Raw genomic sequence first — 16,878 nt, forward strand, 5'->3', positions numbered from 1 at the left:
ATTAACGCAGTAAATCATGAAAAAGAGAATACGAACTCTGATTATTATCTTATTACAAACTTTCATGCTTGTTCGTCTATCAGCCCAAACATCACATACCATTAGTGGTATCGTGAAAGACAAGGAAGCCGCTCCTATTTCAGGAGTAAGTATTCAGGTAGATGGTCAGAAATGGAAAGCCTCTACGGGGAAAGAAGGAAAATTCACACTGGAGATCCCACAAAATTCCATCATCACTTTTTCCTCCATCGGTTATGAAACAGTCACTATTCACTCCGGTAAAGAAAAATGGCTGGAAATCATTCTCAAAGAATCACAAAGCCTGTTGCCCGAAATCATGGTTACATCCACATTAAAGAACAGTATGAAATTTGTTTTCGCTCCGTCCGATCTGGAATTAATCAAAGATATGCTCTATCTTAAAACCCGATATAAGATTCCTTCCAAACGATTTCAAAACGACTCCCGGGTTATCATTCAGCCAATTCTGGTAAACAGTAGTCAGGGAACCCGAAAAGACTTTTCCCCCATTGTATACGACGGTAAAAACTACGACATCCTGCTTCGCCGTGGAAATATCTGTGGTGATCCGTCAGAAAAAGAATATTATTCCCGTTTCGCACAAGTCATAAACCCTGACTCGATCTGTAATCAGACATTGACTTATGCCGATTCATGCACAGTAGATAACATCAATGACTTATACACAACAGAAGTGCATATCAAGATAAGTACTTTTTGTAAAGACGAATATCGGGACACAGTCCGTATCACAAACGGCATTATTTATCCGATGCGTTTTTTCAACTATAATCTGAGTGCAATGGATTTGGACAACAGTTATATACCCAAACAAACCCCTCTCAACTTCAATGAGAAAGGAGAAATGCATCTTCGGTTCCGTCCTGAAGATGCGAATATTTACGAAAATGAAGGAAGAAACGCTGAAGAACTCAGGAAAATGAGAAAAGCACTGGATGATATCGATAAAGATCGTACTAAAACACTGACAACTTTTCAGATCACAGGATACACTTCTCCCGAAGGAACGTATGAATACAATCTTAAACTGGCTAAAAAAAGAATGAAAAACGCAGCAGAGAAAGTATTCGAAAATATTTCCGAAGAAACAATCCGGAAGGCCAAAGTTGAAAATGATGCCATAGTAGAATCATGGAATACGGTTTGCGAACTAATGGAAAAAGACAGCATCAAAGAAGTTACCCAACTCAAAGATCTGATCAGACGCGCCCGGGGAAACCATAATGAAATATCCTGGGGGGCCAGACGAATGAAAATTTATCCGCTTATTCGCGACCGCTACCTACCCCGCTTGCGAAGAGTCGAATATTTCTACGAGTATTCTGAACTGCGTACACTCAACAGAGATGAAATCAATACTCTCTATCGGAAAGACCCCAAAAAATTAACGGCAAGTGAGTTCTGGAGTTACATCATGAATCAAAAAGAAATCACTGACGAAAAAAGAGAAGCTTTATACAGAGAAGCCCTCTCGGTACATCCCGACCTAATGATTGCAGCCAACAATCTGGCATCACTCTTAATAAAACAAAACCGTGCCGATACAACTCTACTGAAACCCTTTATCACGCAGGATGCCCCTTCGGCCATACTGGTCAACCAAACTGTAGCCTATCTACAAAAGCGGGATTTCAAAAAAGCAAACCATTTTGCAGGACTTCTGCCTGATAATAAAGAGACCGAAATGGTGAAAGCACTTGCTGCCGCCATGGATGGAAAGTATCAGGAAGCTTATCCCACTTTCGAGAAACAAGGGGGAATCAATCAGGTCATCCTACTGCTGAGCATGAAGCAAAACCAAAAAGCCTGGGAAATCCTGAAAAGCATAGAAGATACTTCTCCCGAGACCGAATATGTCAGAGCAATCGCTGCAAACAGGTTGGACAACATAGGCGAAGCTGTTACTCACCTGAGGAACGCCATCGCCCAAAAACCGTCTTTAAAAGAAATTGCTTTAAAAGATGGAGACGTATTAGATTTACTGGATTTATTAGATATAGATAAGAAATAATGTATGAAAAAGAAAGCCTTCTTCCTACTTTTGCTATTGCTTATTCCGCTGCCCTCCATACTTTCACAAGAAATAGCATTGAGAACCAATGCCCTCTCCTGGGCAACCACCACTGTAAACCTGGGAGCTGAATTCAAAATCTCACCTCGGCTAACTGCAGGAACAGATATCATGTATAAAGGGTGGACTTTTTTATCCGACAATCGTAAAATGGGTGGTTTCTTAGTTCAACCGGAAATCAAATATTGGTTTTGCATCCCTTTCTATAAACACTTTATGGGACTTCATGCCCATTATGGCCAGTACAATGGAGGATTCAGTAAATATCGCTATCAGGGAGATTTATACGGGATCGGGATATCTTATGGCTACCAATGGATCTGGAAAAAACGATGGAACATTGAAGTGTCCGCCGGAATAGGATATGCATCTATGAATTATGATAAATATGAACGTCCCAAATGTGGATTATTCCTTGGACAAGACCATTCCAACTACTTCGGATTAACCAAGCTCGGATTCAGTCTTATTTATATACTCAAATAGCAAATACTTTCCATAAATAATTTCATAGTTCTCTAAAAATCTAATGTTAAAAAGTAAGCGGATTGTCTGTGACGGATAATCCGCTTTTTATTCATTCATCCAGCAAAGCTTTTTTGAAATCATCAATCTTATGCCGTGCCTCAACAGGCATTTCCGGATAATGCAAATCAAGTTCACCCATGCGTTCACAAAGAATCCGCCCCACAGCATAACGCATGAACCATTTATTATCAGCCGGAATCACATACCACGGTGCATCTTCCGTCGAAGTATGAGTCAGCATATCCGAATAAGCCTTCATATAATCATCCCAATAGCTACGTTCTTTCAAATCGGAAGTAGAAAATTTCCAGTTCTTTGCCTCATCTTCCAACCTTGCCAAAAAGCGTCTCTTCTGTTCATCTTTCGAAACATTCAGGAAGAATTTGATAACAATCGTACCATTCTCCGTCAGATAGCGTTCATAATCATTTATCTGACGATAGCGCTTTTTCCAGAATTTCGGAGTGACATCTTCCAGACTGGTGACACCCGGCAACTTATTAGAAAAAATAATCTCAGGATGTACCTTGGCAATCAACACATCCTCATACTGCGAACGATTGAATATGCCGATACGCCCTCTTTCCGGCAGGCATCTGTTGATACGCCAAAGATAATCATGGTCGAGTTCTTCGGCTGATGGTTGTTTGAAAGAGTATACCTGACAACCCTGAGGATTGATACCGGACATTACATGTTTAATTGTTCCGTCCTTTCCGGCAGCATCCATTGCCTGAAAAATGACGAGGACCGAATATCGGTCCTGTGCATACAGTTTCCCCTGCAAAGCAGAAAGTTTCTCAATATCTTCAGCCAGTAGTGCCCCGGCTTCCTGTTTGGTCAAATCGCCTGTAAAGTGAGTATCAAATTCCGAAACGGTATGTTCCGCTCCGGGAGTAGCCAACAGCCTTTTCAAGATTTCTTTTTTCATTTCGCCAATCTGTTTATTATCTTCTTCGGACGTTATTTAGCTAATCACTAACCAATTCGATAATTGAAGTACTTTCCTGAAATCTTCTGGATGAATAGGCCATTGAGAAAGCGATATAGACCAACAGGGCAAGAGCTGTGACAACCAGCAACGTCCTGATTAGAATGAAATGCTGTCTTTGTTTTAACTCGTTTGTATCCATTTCTGATCCTTTCTTTTTAGAGTGCAACCTTTTACAGTGACACCTGTTATAATCCGGTAATAAAGATACAAAGAATCGGGCAAAAAAGTTTCATCCGATTAGCTAATTAAACCAAAGGAGGCTTAAATTCTATTCTTTACCTCCTGACTTTAAATTCTGCAACGAACGGACAGCTTCCCTAAACCCTTTTAACCGGTCACCGGTCTTATGATAAATAAAATAGTCTCCCAAAAAGCCAGCCAGTATCATCACACACAATATTGTTCTAAAAAGAGGGTTATGCCATATACAGAAAAAGGCAATTATAACGGGAGTGATTGCCACATACGCAAAAATATATGTCAGATTCATCAACACCTTGTAAGATTGTAACCTCCTGTATTGTTGCTCTACATGTTCTGTTACAGTCTTTAAGGTATATACAATCCGAAACATGAGACTTTGCATAACCAAAAGCCATATCACCATTCCCAGCAAATACCATGAAATCCAGTCGGGAGCTACATTTCTCCAAAAGGTATAACATACCACACCCAGAAAGATACCTAAGACACCGAAACCGATCTTTTCCACACGCAATTGTTGCTGCAAATAGGTTTCTTTCTTTGACTGTATCATATCTATAATTATCTGGCGGTTGAGTAATTCATTTTTCTCCACCTGTTCGGAGAGTTCCATCCATTTTTGTTTTAATTCATCCAGTTCCATATTTGTTTTTTATTGGTTCGACATCTTCTTTAATTTCTCTTTGATCCGGTGTAACCTTACAGCCACAGTATTCCGGTTACTTCCGGTGATGGCTGCTATTTCTTCATAACTATTTTCATCCAGCCACAATAAGACAAACATTCGTTCATATTTATCCAGTTGACGTATTAACCGATACATTTCCTTCAACGACTCATAGCGCAAACAATCATCATACACTCCGAGTTCCATACTCAACGGCACATAATCCAATGCTTTCTTTTTTCGTAAATCCGAAATACAAGTATTCAAAGCTACACGATATATCCACGTAGACAACTTGCTTTCATTCCTGAATCCCGGATAAGAGCACCATAAGTTTACTACTACTTCCTGATAGAGGTCGTTCAAATCTTCCTGATTGGAAGTATACATAAAACAAACTTTATATATAAGAGCTTTGTGTAAAGTCAACAGGTTTATAAAATCCTTTTCTATTTCCATGTTTCTTGTCTCTTTTAATCCATTAGTCGGCAAAAGAAGGAAATAGTTTCAGAGAAAAGAGAAATAAATTAAGATACATTACCTGCTTCCTCTCATACAGAAAATGGTTCTTCTTCAAATTTGGTGGTAAATTCTTTATTTCTTTATTTTCAAGTTGATAATTGTCCTTTTTGCTTGCTTTAATAAGAAAAAATAGATACCGGCTGAATAAGATAACTCAAGTTTCGGAAGTGAATTTGCGCCGTCCGAACCGGTATCTTCATCCTTATACCTTTCTTCAATTAACATTGTTAACGCCTTTTGCAGTTTGTCAGGTTCTTATGCGCAAATAATAAGGCTTTTGCATTTAAAGAACTTGTTATTCACATCCAAAGAACAAGCTTTAACTCTGTGTTAAAACAAAGCTTTTGAGGATAGAAATCTTACTTTTTAAAGATATTGATTTTCAGATGGTTTATTTTAAAATTTGCTTCTTCACCTCATGGATGGACTCTTCGGGGGAAAGCCGGGATACTTGCTTTTTTATCAACTATAAACGAGGACTTACACTTCCGAAAACGGAATTAGATTCCATGAGTAAAAGAAAACTTACCACCTAATTTGAAGAAGAACCCAGAAAATGCATTTCGATCTTCCATCTTCCACCCTTCATTTAAGAGGATTTATTCGTTATAAAGTCCTAATAAACAAGAAAATGACATTAATTACTTATCTCTTTATATCATATAAAGCATTTTATTCTCCTTAGTATATTAAGCAAAAATGGTTTGAGTATTATCCTGTCTCGGGTACACAAACCCATGAGCCCGGGTACGAGGTCCCATTAGCCCAGCTACTCAGGCTCATGGGACCTCGTACCCGGGCTAAGATAAAGACATCGAAAAGAACAGTAATATTCTTATTTGCAATGCATTATAAGCAGCACAAAATCGAGTTGTTTTATTAATAATCCGCATGTAGAAAAGGAGGTCCAAAAAATCTCATCAGCCTAAGAACTGATCAAGTAGTCACCGGATACTAAGTAACTAACTATCTGTCCATACAAGCTATCTCAATGGCTTGTTCTTTATATTTCTTGGTTGTATTGAGCAGCGAACTGCCTACATAAAACAAAAACACCAGACTGACAATGGTCATCAATGTTCCTATCATGGCGAAACGACTTTTCTGCTGTAATTCTTCTCTACTCATAAGGCTTTTCTCTTTTAATTTTGACAGGACAAAGATAGCGGCAAGAATTTACGTTCTTTTTACAGGCTTGTGACAACATTGTTTAATCTCTCAACTTCTTCACCCAACCGGGAATAATGATAGCACCTATCAGCAAATACATATAATAGGTAATAATCCGCCAAACGAAAGCAACAACCAAAGCCATGCCTGCCACATCAAAAAAATCGGCATAATATTCACGAAACATATATTCGCTTACTCCGCTTCCACCGGGAGTAGGGCTGATAGTCATAACTACCCATAGAATCAGTTGACGCACAAAAGCCAACAGTTGGCTGCCCGAAGTGGTAAAGGCTATCAGCAAAGCATTGACTACCAGATAACGTGAAGTCCAAGCCAAGCAAGTAATCCCAAAAGCTTTCAACCAAAAGGTAAAAGACTTCTGACTCATCTCTCTGGAACTTAATACCAGATTGTCCGTAAGTGCTTCGATCGCCTTGTGCCAACGACGAAGCAGTGGCAAGCGGAAAATAGTGAGTAATAAACGTTTTACCCATTCCGGACGTCGGAACAAAGCAAGATACAACAGGAAAGTCCAGATCGTAACGCCCCCATAGACCAGAAAAAACAGTACCTCTATTCCCGAAGATAGAATCGCCACATTACCAAACAGATCGTCGAATGAAAATAGAAGTAAAGCAAGCGGACAAGCCAATACAAGAAATAGCTCATCCAGAAACAGGCAGGAGATAGTCAAAGCTGTACTGCGTCCGGCATTAATGCCTTCTCTATTCAAAAATAACACAATCAGGCTACTCCCTCCCACTGCCGAAGGAGTCACTGCCGATGTAAATTCACAAAGCATATTTACCCGGAATGCTTGCTTCCATGTCAGTTCACGATCGGTGATAAAACGGAAACGCCACATCAGTCCACCGTCACGCCCGAACATAAAGAACATCGCAAGCAACAGTCCTCCCACCAAACGGCAGGAAAAACGAATACCACTAAAAAGTTCTGGATTAAACTCCCGGTAGAACAGCCACCCTACCACTGACAACCCAATCAGGACCGGAAGTAGGATGTATCCGGTTTTAAAGGTTTTAATAGAATCTGACATAATGGAGGAAGAGAGTTTCAATGATAATCTTATTTATTTCCGTTTCGCTTTATCAACCGGTTATAACGATCGTACACTTCACCGGCCACGTCTTCCCATGACCGGGCAATGGTTCGTGATGCCTCCTCTCCCACCTGCTTTATTATGGCAGTACTGCATAATATTTCACGTATGCGATTGGAATAAGCCTCTGTGCTATTGGGACTCAGAAAACCATTTACCGAATCGGAGATTATTTCCGAAGCGGTAGAATCCCTGATCAATACCGAAGGCGTGCCCAATGCAGCCGCTTCACGTATCACCAGCGGAGCGTTATCGTACAAAGAAGGAAACAGAAACAGATCGGCAGCAACATAATAGCGTTTCAAGATCTCGCGTTCCACAATACTACCTACAAAAGACACTTTGGAAGCCAATCCCAGTTCCACCACCTTTTGTTTCAATTCATGGCTTGCATAGCCTGAACCGACAAAGTACATCCGAAAAGGTACATCAGACAAACAGACAAGCGAATCGAGCAAAAAACCGAGATTTTTCTCCCAAATATGTTGACCGACAAAAAGAAACATAAACTCCCCGGAACGGATACCTAAAGTCCTCCGAGCCTCCTGCCGGACAGATTGGAGAGAAGGCGTACCTGCAAAATCATTTCCGTTATCCACCACTTCTATCCTGCCCTTATACCCATACTCCCGCAACGTCTCTTCGACAGCTGCCTGGGGAATCCACACTTCATCCGCAGCTTCGTAAAAACGAATCACCTTTCTTATCAGATAGTTCACCAACAGACGGGAAGGAATGGCCCTCTCAAAATCCGCCCGGTACTTAGAGTGAAACGTAGCTACAATCGGAACATGCTGTTCTCTGGCAATCTGCATGGCCAATGCTCCCGAAGAAAAGGGGCAATGGGCATGTACCAGCTCGAATGAAAGCCGGCTGATACGCTCGTGAAAAGGCCAATCGATGCGCGGAAAGCCCAGTCTGTAAGGCTTTCTCATAGGAATGGGAACAGATGAATAGCGGTAAACCGGATATTCTTCCGCATCTCTCGCATCAGGTGACTTAGGAGTCACCACACAAACATTCCCCGCCTTCCTATGCAGCCAGTAGGCATAGTTCTGTGTAGTAAGTGATACCCCATCCATGATCGGAGGGAAACAATCATTAAAAAGACCTATCATTGTATTCCATTATCTGTTTGCAAAGAAACAGCTTACGTATTACAATTGTTTGACGGAAGTATGACGAGAGTGTTCTTCTTCAGGAGATAACGGGTTCCCACTTCCTCTGATCCGTCCGTCTTCTAAATTCCTTGCTTAGGGTTGTCTACATCGATCGATTCCGAAAAATAGTGCGCGACATTGAGGTTGTAGTCCGGATTGTCCAGGTCGATCACTTGTTTGCCCAATTGCGCATGGGCACTGTTCTCCAATAGACTAAAAAAGCCTATCAGGCTAATAATGATAAATGTTTTAAGTTTCATACTATTATTGTTTTAATAAAACGTCTTGTTCATTATTTATCACATATTTTGCCGTCAGATCCGATTTGATAGCTACCTAATTTCTCTTTATAGACCTCTTCATAAGTATTGTCCGTTTCATTGTATACTATTTCTGCGCTGAATTTCGCAATATTGAACTCTTTATCTATACGGAATGAAATTATACCGTTATCGGTTGATTCGCCTACCTCTAAATGGTCAATTATTTTACATAGTTCGGCATCAACGGTCACGATCAGATAGCTGTCGTTGTCCCCTAAGGATAGACAAAGCAATACCGGAAGAATATTCTTATTTCTGAACGGAAGCGTATGGCACATATGAAATTCCGCACCCTCGAATCCGAGTGTTTTTAAGAAAGAAATCAAACTATCGGCAGGTTGATATCCTGGATTTTCTTGTCCATATTTATAATAGCTGTAGAATGAAACAGGCAAGGGTATTGCCACGCTCTTCGCATCATCCGGTAATACCAGTAACTTATTCAGTGCAAGATACGGTGTACCGACAATCTCTATCATGTTCGGTTTGTCTTGTGATGTCTTCTGACATGAAGGCAAGTTGGTTTCCGAACTGGTATTCCCGGTTCTTTGTTTGGACGCATTGTTACATCCCGTAAACGCACAAACTGCCGATAAGGCTGCGATCATTATAATCTTGTTCATATTCTTAGGTTAAATTGTTACATCGAAATCTCCTGTTCACCCTTTGGCTCGCTCTTTGTATGTCGTTTCCGTTTCTGCAACTCATGGTAATATCGTACGATTTCATCATCCTTATGATTCTCATAAAAATTAGAATCTCTTTCATCATATAAAATGTAATTCTTTGTTTTACACCCGATATAATCGGCATCGGGTTCTGTCCCCAGATTATACAATATCCCAATCTTCCATTTATCAGGACTTTCTTCCATGCGGACAATACAAATATCTCCTTGCTTCTTTAAATCAGCTAAAGACACGCCTGCTGTATCATAATAGTTTATCATCATCTTCATGCGCTCCAAAGTATCCTTAGGAGGATGTGCCACCAATATCTTCTCGGTATAGTCATAGGTACTGTCTCTTCGGTCCAAATATTTACCCTTAGTTATGTGGATAAACGGAGGTTGCAATACGTTGGAATAAAAGAGTCCAATACTTCCAACAATGATTACGGATATCCCCGTAACGATATTTTTTAAGTTTCATACTACTTTGATTTAAAGTTCTGTATTCACGTGCAATAGTTCACCTTTCATATATATTTTGAAATATAACCGATAGTTATTCAGGATAAATAATTTCCGGCTTATCTCCACCCAGATGATAACGAACTTTAATAAGAGGTTTATTTGTCGTTTCGTCCGGTTTATAAATATACATGGCATCTGCATCTGTATTGGTTTTATACCAGCAATACATGATTGGACTTTCATCTTCAACTATATCTTTTGAAAGATATTCTATATCTTTATCAGTCAAGAATGATAATGTTTCTCTTCGTGATACGATAGATTCTATATATTCCTCTCTATGCTTTGCAACAATACTGTATAATGAATCCTCGTCGGCACTGTTGTATTTATTTAGAAAATCAATAGAACAACTGTTTATAATATCCCAATCCGGTTTCAGGTTAGCTTTCACATACGAACAACCGATGTCTACACCACGTAAAAAAGCAATATACGGTTCACTGTCATTTCCATAACGCTCATAGAAACATCCCATTGCATCATCGTAATTCCCCTTGAACTCTATTGCAGTCTCATAGCCTTTTTCTACCCATTGTTGATAAAACTCCTTATAGTTTTTTGGATTAATATCGTTTAGTATATCCGTTAGCTGACACCCCACAATCTCACCTGACGTTTCATGAAAGTGACGGAGTTCTTCCGGTGTCGGCTGGTAGTGGTTTTCTGTTGCAAGTTTCAACGCTTCCGGTGTTGTTCCGAGCGCCTTACAGTTTACTTCCATGAAGGTGATACACCACCCTCCAAACCCCATGTCAGGATGTTTGTAAAGTTGCAATATTTTCTTGCCGCCACTCATCATTTGATTGTCACAGTCTATTAACTTTTGCCCCTTGATCAGAATAAGTTTACAGTTATCCATTTGTTCAGCATACCTCTCGTCATATTCAAGTATCACATCACCGGGATTGGATTTGAACACTTTGAATCTTATACCGTCAAATTCATATTCCTTGCCTTCATCTTCGGGTAAAAGAGAGATGCGTACATGCTTCCAGCGCAAAGGGGGAAGAAGTTCTACCTCGATGCCTCCCTCGAAGTCGGCAGCGTCTCCATAGATGGGGCGGAACAACATAGAAAGTTCCTTTTTGTCGTCGGAAATATCCAACCGAGAGAAAGCGGATAATTTCAGTGTATCTCCATCCGTACTTCGCAAGCGAGATATGAGGTTGATTCTCATGTTTCCAAGCATGTTTATGTTAGCAAGTTTATTCTCATAAGGATTATCGGAGGGTGTCACTTGCGGGTATTCTTTTGTCTCCCTCTGGTCTTTGCATGCTCCATATGTACCATGCAGCGACAATCTACCGTCTACCATATAAAATTCTCCAAACCCTAGTTGGGCATTGCTAAGCCACTCCTTCACATAAAATGGATCAAACTCCCTCTCCGTTTCCACCCACGGCAAAGGTTCGATTCTTTCTTTTACAGTCACATTTTCGGAAATGCCCGGTTTTATTTGAAAATACTGGTACATCTCATACATTTCTTTCAACTTCTCTTTTTGTTCTTTAGTAAGTTCCTTAACATTCGAGTTCCCTTGCTTATTTTGCGCATTAGCGCATCCGGCAAGCCCAAAACTTAGTAATCCCATAATCAAAAGTGTCTTAATATCCATAATTCAATATTTACTATTTCGTTCTAAATTGATTTCTCCAAAGATATCCCACTATCCCTCAATTCCTTTTTCGTTTTCCTTTCGTTCTTACGGTGGGACATCTCCAATAGAGGGAGGTACTTGACACAGGAATCGCGTTCGTTGTAGCTGATTCCGTCACAAAGGAGTTGCTCGATGCGTTCGCGATTGGTTTCAATCCAGGGCATTTCATGGTTGATGGTGATATCCTTGAAGGGAAAGGGATAATAAACAGCATCTTTGTGGTAAAGAATTTCTTGCTTCAAAAAGTCAATGAAGATTCGGAAAGTATCTCCGTCTCGATTGGCCGAAGCGCATGTGAGGCTGATAAGGCACATCAAGATAACAGTTAAAGTTGTTTTGAATAGTTTCATAATCATACAGTTATTGAATTTGATTTAGAGAATAAAGTATTCCTGTTATAACGAATAATAGGCTGGGAATATCCATACATCCAACTTTCCCAATATCATGCAGAAAGCAATGACCAACACGCTCAGTAATATGGATTTAATTACCTTTCCTCTACCGAACATGCTGCGGTAGAACAGTATATTGATAAGGCATACGATGGCACTACTCAGTAAGAACGGTCCTTCGGGCGAAGCTCCCTTTCCGGGACCGCCAAGCGACGGACTCATTAATATCATTATGATAAGGAATAATATGGGATGAACTGCCAGTGTTGCACCATAGAGTACAATTACTTTGAAAACTTTTCTTATCGCTTCGTTGGATATAAAATGATTCATATTGTGTGTTTTTATTCGTTACTATATTTGGATTTAAACCGTTATCTACTCTATTTTACCAAACGGTACAAATACATATTGTTTATCATAATCATGATAATATAACCGGAGCTTCTTCATTCTCTCTATTGAACTGGCATTCTTCCCATTCTTTTTGTTTTGTCGATACATTGTAAAATCCTAACCAATCAAGTTTCGCAATTGTATCGCTTTCAAACATGATATTAGTTAGGTGAAGAAAGGATATACCACACACTCTAAGAGGGAAGACATCATAGCGGCTACGTTTAGGCCGTAGTCCGGATTGTCTAAGTTGAAAACCGGTTTCCCTACCCGTGCCTTTGTGCAACCAACCAAGCCGAAAAAACTTGTTACTCCCGTGATTATAACTGTCTTTAGTCTCATAACTGATATGTCAAATTAAAATTCCGTATTAATATTCATCTCCCTGATAATGTTTGCACTTAATTGAAATTCCCATTTCCAATTATTATATCCTTAATTATAATCTGACACTATTATATATAGTACTATAGATACTATCATATAAATGATTATCAAAATGCCTCTCGTTGTTTTCGTCGTTTTATTCCCATCTTTCCATTATAATTGATTTTTATAATCTAAAAACAACTGTTCTTCCTTCATATATTATTATCCATAGGAAAAATATTATTAACCCAGAAAATAAAATATTGCAAAACATGATACCGATTAACCCCATTAAATATCTATTACGTGCTTCTTTGATTACCTTATCCCAAGGGACATCGCTCATTGCCTTTTTATCCTTTTCTGTCAGATTTTTCATCAGTTCGGTGTAGCCATTGGCGGAAGATTCATACATGGCCATCATAGCAATACCGATTACTGGTACAGTAACAATGATACAGAATGCAGTCCAAAGAGAATCAGAATGAATAGCAAAAAATATAGTCATGATTGTTGTATTGGTAAGAGTAAATCTTTCTACCAACTTGTATGCTATTTCTGGTTTCATGTATTTTTTTCAATTTCCCTTTTTTACTCTTTATTACCATCCGAATCATATCTTTCAATGGTATTCCAGCCTCCGCCCTTGCGCTCGGCAACCGATTTGAGCTTGCCGTTAGCGTAATACTCCTTGCGATAGACCTCACTATCAGCTTCACAACGGCCCTCTTCCTGCAACTTTCCGGTATCAAAGTAACGTTTATATACTCCTTCACGCTTACCGTTCTTGAAAGTATATTCCGATTTACATTGACCTGACCCAAAATAAAATTCCTTTGTTATTCCGTTTAATTTGCCATTGAGGTAGTTTGACGACTTTTCAGGAGTGCCGTCAGTGAAATAAATAATCTCTTCTCCATTCTTTTCATCGTTTCTGTAAGTGGTGGACTTTTCGGGCTTGCCGCCTTTACCATATCTAATCCAGACTCCCTCTTTTTTGCCGTCTTTATAGCTACTTTTGCTACGGGGCTTGCCGTCTTTCCACATTTCGCTCCACTGACCATCGGGCAAACCGTTCTTATAGAAACTGATGCGAGTCACATCACCTACGTTGCCCGACAAATGTTCAGTCCATTTGCCATCGCGTTTACCGTCTTTATAACATTCGTCGAGCGTCAGAGTGCCGTCGCTATTGTATCGGCGGTCATAACCATCTTCAATCCCTAACTTATATACTTTTTCTGTTTCAACTTTGCCGTTCGAGTGATATGTCCTGCTCACGCCATCCACTTTTCCGCCTATAAACGTTCGCTCACTTTGCACGGTCTGTCCGTCACCATAATAGCGCTTGTATAACCCATCCCTGTTTCCCTCTTTGTAACGGCACTCTTCAAGTAGTTTGTTCTCTTTGAAATGTCGGTAATTGCCATGATACATGCCATCCTTAAAGTCAGCGAGAATGTACTCCGAGTGGTAACCGTCAATCAGACGGTGAGAGCCGTTGAGCGGGGTCTTTTCTTCATTGTTCAAGCGAAAGAGCATCCGACCATCCCCATAGTTGATAACGGTGATTTCTTCTATTTGGTAAACTTTTTCCTGTGCCGTACTCGTGAGTACCATTACTCCGAAAAGGAGTAGTAACATAATTTTCTTCATGCTTTTTTGCTGTATTACTTGATTTTCATTTAATTAGTGTACAGTCCTTTTGCCCGTCCGGACAACCCGCAAACGTTATTTTGATTATTGCTGCATTCTTGGTTGCTATGACGGGCTAATACTTCACCGACAAAAGTAGCATAAATAAATTATAAGAAATACATTTTGCTTATAAGTATTATATATATTTTAATTATTATAATATTTTAGCTAAATAAATTTGCCTGTATTTCAGATGGTTACATAACTAAACAACTATCAATCTATTGATTTATAGTTGAATATTATTCCATCTGAATCCTTTTGAAAATGGAAACACGATTATTCCAATCGCATTGTACGGAAAAGGAATATAGCCATATCAAACATGGCTATATAAAAAGTTGTACCGTGGTTATTTTGAGAGCAACATTTTCAAGTCATTCTTACTAATGCCCATGTATTTGCATATCTTTAGCTCGCTTATGCCGTCAGCCAGCATTTGCCGGACTACGTTTCTGTCTCTTTCATACGCTTCCAATCTATTGAAAATGGTATCAGTCAAGAAGTCTATTCCCTCTGAAAAGGCTTTTTCTCCTTCCGGGGTATTAAAGTCTATCTTACAGATTTTGGCACACTCCTTATGAAGTATCAAATAGTAAATTCCTCCGATTAGGATTGCGGCGATGCTTTTAATATTGACTTTTGCAGGTTTAAACAGCGTTTCGTAATATGTAATCAAATTAAGGTTCATGATGTCTCGCGTTTCTGCCGTTCTTTTTGTGGTATCATTGACCACTGACATTTCGTAAAGCAACAGCTTTTGCATAACAGGATTATCTGATAAGTTCCTGAAGAGTATCTTGAATGTTTCAGCGAAGAACTTTTTAGGTCCCAATACATTCAAGTTGGAAATATCAATGGCATTGTTCATCCAGAAGTCATATTGCTTGGCAAGTTTGTCATAGAGATTATCCATCGAACCGTATCTTCTGTAGAATACGTTGGCTTCCATTCCTGCGGCTTTCGTCAAGGTGCTTAGATTGACATTGCCGAAGCCCTGTTCCGCCACAAGTTTTTCGAGTTCGGACATTACATCCCTGTCTAATTGTTCATTGGTTCGTCTGTTTCGAGTTTTTTTCTCTTCCTGCTTCATTCTTATATCGTATTTATACCGCCTATATCCGCTTTTCTATAGATGGTTTTGTTGCAAATATAGGTGTTTTACAATTTACAAGCAATATATTGGTGATAAAGATAACACCAATGGTGGCTTGACATTTAAATAATAGGCTAATTAATTTGCTTATTTATCCTTTCAATCATACTTGTATTATGGTATTTTGATATATACCTTTATGACATTAGGTGATGACCATTTTTCATAATAGCCCGATGATGGCAAGAAGCCATTATTATCATTCATAATAAAAAATCACCTGGCTTCGGTGGGTGATTGCCCCCTGCAAGGGCTAGGAGTGGCGAGTTACCCGCTGCCTTTTGAGTTACCCAAAAAACAAGGAGTGTAAAAGGAGAAAGGGAGAAAAGCAATGTAATTAACTGGTTAATAGAAATGTATGTCTTTTAGTATCTTTGGATGCCGGGTAACGAAAATACAGGAAAAAGCGGATTTAAGCAGACTTTCCGCCTCTAGTTATACACGGTGCGGTATTTCCAATAGCTGCGCTCGCTCTTGGTTTTCCCTACTTGTTTGGCGTAATCCTCATTGTGCCGGGCAAAGACTGCAAGCAGGGTTTCGTGTTTCATTCCTATGCCTAAGAAAGCATTACGGACTTTCTCGGCAGTTACATAGTTATCCCTGTCGCATATCTCTTGATAAGCCTTGTTGATGCCCACACGGATTTTATCCAGCATTCGGTTGCCTTCCTGTACAATGAGACTTCTGCCGGATAATCTACCCAATTTGACATTCCACGATTTTTCCTCTACATCCAGCTTGCAACTGAATTGAGATACTTTGCCGTTCACGGTCATACGGCACATGACCGGCACAAGCCCGTTCTTCTTGGGAGCATTGCGCTTTAGATAAAATAAGACTTTGAATGTTGATCTCATACTCTACATTTTTTTGATTGCAAAATTATTACCTGTAGAGTTGTTTCTTGATACGCAAAGCACTACCAATCAGTGCAAAAGAATCGGATTTGCTTCTTTTTTCATGCTATCACTGCCATTTTCCGAAAATTCGGTTACATTTGCAAGTAAATAGTGTCTGAAATCCATGTAAATCAGCTCTTTGAAAACCATCTTAAAATCATCTACCAGCCAAAAGAAAATAACGAGATAGTAATGTAACTCTGTCCTTACTTGGCTTTTTGTTGGTTTCGGATGGCTTGCTGCTCTTTCCTTTTTATTACCTAAACCGCTATTCATCAGTCTTATTACTGCGTTCTGCCTTAAGTC

General features: G+C 39.5%; 19 protein-coding genes and 1 pseudogene. 2 read left to right on the top strand and 18 right to left on the bottom strand.

Going from position 1 to position 16,878, the window contains the following annotated elements; all coding sequences use genetic code 11:
- The first annotated feature begins 16 nt into the window (after positions 1 to 16).
- Both FDF36_RS07025 and FDF36_RS07030 read left to right on the top strand, forming a co-directional pair.
- Complete coding sequence (locus FDF36_RS07025; protein ID WP_220390842.1) at positions 17 to 2,053, top strand: tetratricopeptide repeat protein; 2,037 nt, start codon at positions 17 to 19, stop codon at positions 2,051 to 2,053.
- Between the two features lie 3 nt (positions 2,054 to 2,056).
- Positions 2,057 to 2,599 (top strand): DUF3575 domain-containing protein, encoded by a 543-nt coding sequence (locus FDF36_RS07030; protein WP_005780814.1) that lies wholly within the window; start codon positions 2,057 to 2,059, stop codon positions 2,597 to 2,599.
- Between the two features lie 91 nt (positions 2,600 to 2,690).
- On the opposite strand, the gene FDF36_RS07035 is transcribed toward FDF36_RS07030, so the two are convergent.
- From FDF36_RS07035 to FDF36_RS07120, 18 genes and pseudogenes are all read right to left on the bottom strand, one after another.
- Entirely contained in the window at positions 2,691 to 3,572 is an 882-nt protein-coding gene (locus FDF36_RS07035) for a polyphosphate kinase 2 family protein (RefSeq protein WP_220390843.1), read from the bottom strand.
- Between the two features lie 40 nt (positions 3,573 to 3,612).
- Complete coding sequence (locus tag FDF36_RS07040; protein ID WP_005780817.1) at positions 3,613 to 3,774, bottom strand: hypothetical protein; 162 nt, start codon at positions 3,772 to 3,774, stop codon at positions 3,613 to 3,615.
- A 129-nt stretch (positions 3,775 to 3,903) separates the two neighbouring features.
- On the bottom strand, positions 3,904 to 4,482 hold the full coding sequence (locus FDF36_RS07045; protein WP_195317575.1) for a hypothetical protein: 579 nt from the start codon (positions 4,480 to 4,482) through the stop codon (positions 3,904 to 3,906).
- 9 nt (positions 4,483 to 4,491) lie between these two features.
- On the bottom strand, positions 4,492 to 4,965 hold the full coding sequence (locus tag FDF36_RS07050; protein WP_005780820.1) for a sigma-70 family RNA polymerase sigma factor: 474 nt from the start codon (positions 4,963 to 4,965) through the stop codon (positions 4,492 to 4,494).
- Positions 4,966 to 5,994: 1,029 nt separating this feature from the next.
- The gene (locus tag FDF36_RS07055; RefSeq protein ID WP_005780825.1) at positions 5,995 to 6,156 is read right to left on the bottom strand and encodes a hypothetical protein; all 162 of its coding nucleotides are present in this window, start codon (positions 6,154 to 6,156) and stop codon (positions 5,995 to 5,997) included.
- A gap of 82 nt (positions 6,157 to 6,238) precedes the next feature.
- Positions 6,239 to 7,258 (bottom strand): lysylphosphatidylglycerol synthase transmembrane domain-containing protein, encoded by a 1,020-nt coding sequence (locus FDF36_RS07060; RefSeq protein ID WP_195317573.1) that lies wholly within the window; start codon positions 7,256 to 7,258, stop codon positions 6,239 to 6,241.
- A gap of 29 nt (positions 7,259 to 7,287) precedes the next feature.
- A complete protein-coding gene (locus FDF36_RS07065) occupies positions 7,288 to 8,439 on the bottom strand; it encodes a glycosyltransferase family 4 protein (RefSeq protein WP_220390844.1) in 1,152 nt (383 codons plus the stop codon).
- Positions 8,440 to 8,561: 122 nt separating this feature from the next.
- Positions 8,562 to 8,741 (bottom strand): hypothetical protein, encoded by a 180-nt coding sequence (locus FDF36_RS07070; protein WP_220390845.1) that lies wholly within the window; start codon positions 8,739 to 8,741, stop codon positions 8,562 to 8,564.
- Positions 8,742 to 8,773: 32 nt separating this feature from the next.
- Positions 8,774 to 9,427, bottom strand: coding sequence for a hypothetical protein (locus FDF36_RS07075; RefSeq protein ID WP_259281386.1), 654 nt, complete (start codon positions 9,425 to 9,427; stop codon positions 8,774 to 8,776).
- 17 nt (positions 9,428 to 9,444) lie between these two features.
- A complete protein-coding gene (locus FDF36_RS07080) occupies positions 9,445 to 9,840 on the bottom strand; it encodes a hypothetical protein (protein ID WP_259281387.1) in 396 nt (131 codons plus the stop codon).
- A gap of 190 nt (positions 9,841 to 10,030) precedes the next feature.
- A complete protein-coding gene (locus tag FDF36_RS07085; protein WP_220390898.1) occupies positions 10,031 to 11,617 on the bottom strand; it encodes a hypothetical protein in 1,587 nt (528 codons plus the stop codon).
- Positions 11,618 to 11,640: 23 nt separating this feature from the next.
- Positions 11,641 to 12,009, bottom strand: coding sequence for a hypothetical protein (locus FDF36_RS07090; protein WP_220390846.1), 369 nt, complete (start codon positions 12,007 to 12,009; stop codon positions 11,641 to 11,643).
- A gap of 45 nt (positions 12,010 to 12,054) precedes the next feature.
- Positions 12,055 to 12,387: a hypothetical protein gene (locus FDF36_RS07095; protein WP_220390847.1), complete on the bottom strand. Its 333-nt coding sequence runs from the start codon at positions 12,385 to 12,387 to the stop codon at positions 12,055 to 12,057.
- 616 nt (positions 12,388 to 13,003) lie between these two features.
- Positions 13,004 to 13,387, bottom strand: a complete 384-nt coding sequence (locus tag FDF36_RS07100) for a hypothetical protein (protein WP_220390848.1) — start codon at positions 13,385 to 13,387, stop codon at positions 13,004 to 13,006.
- Between the two features lie 23 nt (positions 13,388 to 13,410).
- A complete protein-coding gene (locus FDF36_RS07105; protein ID WP_220390849.1) occupies positions 13,411 to 14,475 on the bottom strand; it encodes a toxin-antitoxin system YwqK family antitoxin in 1,065 nt (354 codons plus the stop codon).
- A gap of 394 nt (positions 14,476 to 14,869) precedes the next feature.
- Positions 14,870 to 15,610: a TetR/AcrR family transcriptional regulator gene (locus FDF36_RS07110; protein WP_220390850.1), complete on the bottom strand. Its 741-nt coding sequence runs from the start codon at positions 15,608 to 15,610 to the stop codon at positions 14,870 to 14,872.
- 500 nt (positions 15,611 to 16,110) lie between these two features.
- Positions 16,111 to 16,530, bottom strand: a pseudogene (locus FDF36_RS07115) (Arm DNA-binding domain-containing protein); the annotation flags it as partial.
- A gap of 69 nt (positions 16,531 to 16,599) precedes the next feature.
- Positions 16,600 to 16,848, bottom strand: coding sequence for a hypothetical protein (locus FDF36_RS07120; protein WP_220390851.1), 249 nt, complete (start codon positions 16,846 to 16,848; stop codon positions 16,600 to 16,602).
- Positions 16,849 to 16,878: the final 30 nt, after the last annotated feature.

The sequence above is a fragment of the Bacteroides fragilis genome (assembly GCF_019583405.1).
In the GTDB taxonomy this organism is placed as follows: Bacteria; Bacteroidota; Bacteroidia; order Bacteroidales; family Bacteroidaceae; genus Bacteroides; species Bacteroides fragilis_B.

Excerpts from the sequence above, each read along its gene's own strand:
- FDF36_RS07025 (WP_220390842.1), top strand. The coding sequence starts at position 17 with ATGAAAAAGAGAATACGAACTCTGATTATTATCTTATTACAAACTTTC.
- FDF36_RS07030 (WP_005780814.1), top strand. The coding sequence starts at position 2,057 with ATGAAAAAGAAAGCCTTCTTCCTACTTTTGCTATTGCTTATTCCGCTG.
- FDF36_RS07035 (WP_220390843.1), bottom strand. The coding sequence starts at position 3,572 with ATGAAAAAAGAAATCTTGAAAAGGCTGTTGGCTACTCCCGGAGCGGAA.
- FDF36_RS07040 (WP_005780817.1), bottom strand. The coding sequence starts at position 3,774 with ATGGATACAAACGAGTTAAAACAAAGACAGCATTTCATTCTAATCAGG.
- FDF36_RS07045 (WP_195317575.1), bottom strand. The coding sequence starts at position 4,482 with ATGGAACTGGATGAATTAAAACAAAAATGGATGGAACTCTCCGAACAG.
- FDF36_RS07050 (WP_005780820.1), bottom strand. The coding sequence starts at position 4,965 with ATGGAAATAGAAAAGGATTTTATAAACCTGTTGACTTTACACAAAGCT.
- FDF36_RS07055 (WP_005780825.1), bottom strand. The coding sequence starts at position 6,156 with ATGAGTAGAGAAGAATTACAGCAGAAAAGTCGTTTCGCCATGATAGGA.
- FDF36_RS07060 (WP_195317573.1), bottom strand. The coding sequence starts at position 7,258 with ATGTCAGATTCTATTAAAACCTTTAAAACCGGATACATCCTACTTCCG.
- FDF36_RS07065 (WP_220390844.1), bottom strand. The coding sequence starts at position 8,439 with ATGATAGGTCTTTTTAATGATTGTTTCCCTCCGATCATGGATGGGGTA.
- FDF36_RS07070 (WP_220390845.1), bottom strand. The coding sequence starts at position 8,741 with ATGAAACTTAAAACATTTATCATTATTAGCCTGATAGGCTTTTTTAGT.
- FDF36_RS07075 (WP_259281386.1), bottom strand. The coding sequence starts at position 9,427 with ATGAACAAGATTATAATGATCGCAGCCTTATCGGCAGTTTGTGCGTTT.
- FDF36_RS07085 (WP_220390898.1), bottom strand. The coding sequence starts at position 11,617 with ATGGATATTAAGACACTTTTGATTATGGGATTACTAAGTTTTGGGCTT.
- FDF36_RS07090 (WP_220390846.1), bottom strand. The coding sequence starts at position 12,009 with ATGAAACTATTCAAAACAACTTTAACTGTTATCTTGATGTGCCTTATC.
- FDF36_RS07095 (WP_220390847.1), bottom strand. The coding sequence starts at position 12,387 with ATGAATCATTTTATATCCAACGAAGCGATAAGAAAAGTTTTCAAAGTA.
- FDF36_RS07100 (WP_220390848.1), bottom strand. The coding sequence starts at position 13,387 with ATGAAACCAGAAATAGCATACAAGTTGGTAGAAAGATTTACTCTTACC.
- FDF36_RS07105 (WP_220390849.1), bottom strand. The coding sequence starts at position 14,475 with ATGAAGAAAATTATGTTACTACTCCTTTTCGGAGTAATGGTACTCACG.
- FDF36_RS07110 (WP_220390850.1), bottom strand. The coding sequence starts at position 15,610 with ATGAAGCAGGAAGAGAAAAAAACTCGAAACAGACGAACCAATGAACAA.
- FDF36_RS07120 (WP_220390851.1), bottom strand. The coding sequence starts at position 16,848 with ATGAATAGCGGTTTAGGTAATAAAAAGGAAAGAGCAGCAAGCCATCCG.